General features: G+C 59.9%; 3 protein-coding genes. All 3 read right to left on the bottom strand.

The window, feature by feature from the left end; translation table 11 throughout:
• The coding region (locus tag VL202_RS02510) for an ABC transporter substrate-binding protein (protein WP_325462608.1) at positions 1–1,482 on the bottom strand (1,482 nt) is incomplete at its 3' end.
• Positions 1,483–1,625: 143 nt separating this feature from the next.
• Positions 1,626–2,585, bottom strand: a complete 960-nt coding sequence (locus VL202_RS02505; protein ID WP_325462607.1) for a dihydrodipicolinate synthase family protein — start codon at positions 2,583–2,585, stop codon at positions 1,626–1,628.
• Between the two features lie 75 nt (positions 2,586–2,660).
• On the bottom strand, positions 2,661–2,926 hold a 266-nt coding region (locus VL202_RS02500; protein WP_325462606.1), incomplete at its 5' end, for a FadR/GntR family transcriptional regulator.

The following is a 2,926-nucleotide window of genomic DNA, read 5'->3' as shown; positions in this document are numbered from 1 at the left end:
CGCGATTTCGCTGTTCGTCTTCAGATCCGGCTTCCAGTCGAGACGCGATCCGACGCGGACATAGCCGATCATGTGATACATCGGTATATCGGCGATGATCTCGTCATGGACCTTCAGGAAGGCTTCCTGGAACAGTTTTTCACGCTCTTCGCCGGTCGCGGCCATGGCCTTCTTCAGGACGACATCGAGTTCCGGAACGGCAATGGTGGAATACTGGCCGTCGCTCAGGAACATGACCGGCGCGGTAAAGCCGGCGTCGCCCGTATTGTTGTCGTGCTGCTGCTGGAACACGGTCGGTCCGCGGCCCTGCGGATAAGGCTTGTCGAGATAACGAACCCAATCGGCGGCTTCGAGCTGGCGCAGCGAAACCTTCAAGCCGATTTCCTGCCACATCGCCATCATCGCTTCGAGCGATTCAGCGGAGTTCGGAAAGAAGCCGTTGCGGCCGATGATGACGATTTCGGTATCCACCGGCACGCCGTCCGCCTTGGCTTCCTCGATCAGCTTTCTCGCCTGGTCGGGATCGTAGGGCCAGGGCTTGATATCCGGGTTATGGCCCAGAACGCCCGGCACCACCATCTGCGAGGCGCGCAGGACATCCTTGCCGAACAGGGCCTCGCCCATGCCGTCCCAGTCGATGGCGAGATTGAGCGCCTTGCGGACGCGTACGTCGTCGAGCGGCGGAATTTCCGCGTCGATGCGCATGCGGGTCGTTTCCGAGTTCAGATAGGCAAAGTCGGTCGCGGTGTTCGTGGCATCCTGGACGGCGAGCGACGGCGTCATGTCGGCTTCGCCGGATTCGACCATGGCGGCACGAATGGCGGATTCGCCGCGCCAGACATAGGTGGCTTTCGTCACCTCGGGCTTCGGTCCCCAATAGCTGTCGCTGCGAACAAGAACGATCTGCTCGTTCGTGGCGCTTTCCAGCGTGTAGGGGCCGGTGCCGACCGGGGCATTGGTTTCGCCGTCGAACGGCATGTTGGGGGAGACGACCTGCACCGTGCCGAGCAAGGTGGGCATGATCGGGAGCGGGCTATCAGTGGTTATTTCCACCGTGTTTGCATCGATTGCCTTCGGCGTCAGCTTGACGTCGCCGAACTTGGAGCGGCTGTCACAGGTCAGCTTCGGGTTCATCAGCCGGTTGATCGACTTGACGACGGCTTCGGCGTTGAATTCCGCGCCGTCCTGGAACTTGACGCCCGTTTTCAGCTTGATTCGCCATGTCAGGTCGTCGACCTGCTCCCAGCTTTCGGCGAGCCAGGGCGCGACCGTGCCTTTTTCCGGCTCGATATTGGTGAGCGTCTCGGTGATGTTGGAGTTGATCACGCGTCCGATATCGGAGCGGATGGAGCGGCAGGGCTCAAGATTGGCCGGCTGCTCAGGCAGCACGATCTTAACTTCTCCCTCGGCCGCAAGCGCGGCTCCGGACAACAGGATCGACATCAGCGCCGTCGATATTCCCCGTGAAAGCTTGATGGTCATTGTCATTTCTCCTCCTGGTCAAAAGACCTTGATGTCGATCCTGCCGGGCCGCCGCTTCAGCATCGGCCCGGCTGCAGTGCCTCCACACTGGCAAAAACACACTAGAGCACTAATGTATTAGTTCGGATAATATTAGCTGTCAACTACAGGCCAGCAGACTGCTTCCTGGGAGCCAGAGCCCTGGCACGAGCCTGTTTTTCAGCAAGCTTGAGTGCCTCTACCGCCCTTTCGACCGGTGCCAGCCGGTCCAGCGGAAGATTTGAAACCATGGGCATCAATGGCCCGGTGTCGGCGATGCCCGAAAGCCGTACGGCATCATGCAGCACCTGCAGGCCGCCGAGATCCAGGCGCACTTTCTCGAACTCCAGGAACGGTTCGCTGAGCCGGGCCGCCTCGGCCGTGCGGCCTGCCTTGTGAAGCATCAGAAGTTCGGAGGCGGCAGCCGGCGCAATGCAGACGGCGCCGGACGTATAGGTCGTCAGCTTGCGTTCGCCGAGATGATCATGGATCGGTGTCTCGCCCATTCCGCTTGCAAGATGTTCCCTGCCGATCGCCGAAAGCACGGCGTCGAGATAGGGGTCCTTGGAAGCGTCGGGTTTCTCGACGGCATATTTGACGAAGCTCACGGCTTTTTCCGAAATCAGCTTTGCCAGATCGTCGGGGTCTGCATAATTCTCGCGCTTCAGATAGAGAATGAGGCCGCTGCCATAGGCGTCGGCAAGCCTGCGTACGCCATTGGCGACGCCGGCCGGGTCCGCCGGGAAATTGGTGGGCAGCACCATGACATTCCTGAAGCCGAGGTCGCGTGCAATGGGGATCTGCGCCAGAGCCTTGCCGAAGTCCGGACCGATCGAGGTGATCAGGTGCGTCGTCGGTGCCGCCGCCGATTTGATCGCTTCCATGGCGGCCCGGTAATCCTCGAGGCCGAAATGATACAGATTGGCATTGCCGCCATAGAGCAGGATATCCACTCCGCCGTCCTCGATATGCCTGATCAGTGCGCCGTTGGCGCCCGCATTCACCGAATAGTCGGCATTCAGCGCAATGGGGGGCACGGCGACGACGGACGCGGCGTAGTCGGCTTGCGTTAGTGCTTGTTGCATAGTTGACCCTCCTGAAGTCAACTATCCTTACTGAATTTCAAAAAAGTTGTAAAGAAAAATTACAGATCTATTTTTTTATGGATCGAGATCGCCGTTCATCATGCGTCGGCGCGCCTGCAGAAGATGGCTTTCCATGGCGACGCGGGCCCAGACGGGGTCCTTGTTGCGGATCGCATCGACAATGTCGGCATGCTCGCCGATCACCTTTCGGGCGCGCGCCGGAGATCCGGAGCGTGTCAAGGAAAGGGAGATGTTCATGAAGCCGCTCAGGGAGACGTCGGGACCTTCCAGGGCCATGCTGAAGAACTCGTTTCCCGTCGCTTCCGCGATCGACAGGTGGA

The sequence above is a fragment of the Pararhizobium sp. genome (genome assembly GCF_035497515.1).
Taxonomy (GTDB): Bacteria; Pseudomonadota; Alphaproteobacteria; order Rhizobiales; family Rhizobiaceae; genus Pararhizobium.
Note: the sequence above shows the minus strand (reverse complement) of the source record. Positions and strands in the feature narration are given on the sequence as shown.

Bases quoted from the DNA above. Each gene is read 5' to 3' on its own strand.
- VL202_RS02505 (WP_325462607.1), bottom strand. From the start codon at position 2,585: ATGCAACAAGCACTAACGCAAGCCGACTACGCCGCGTCCGTCGTCGCC.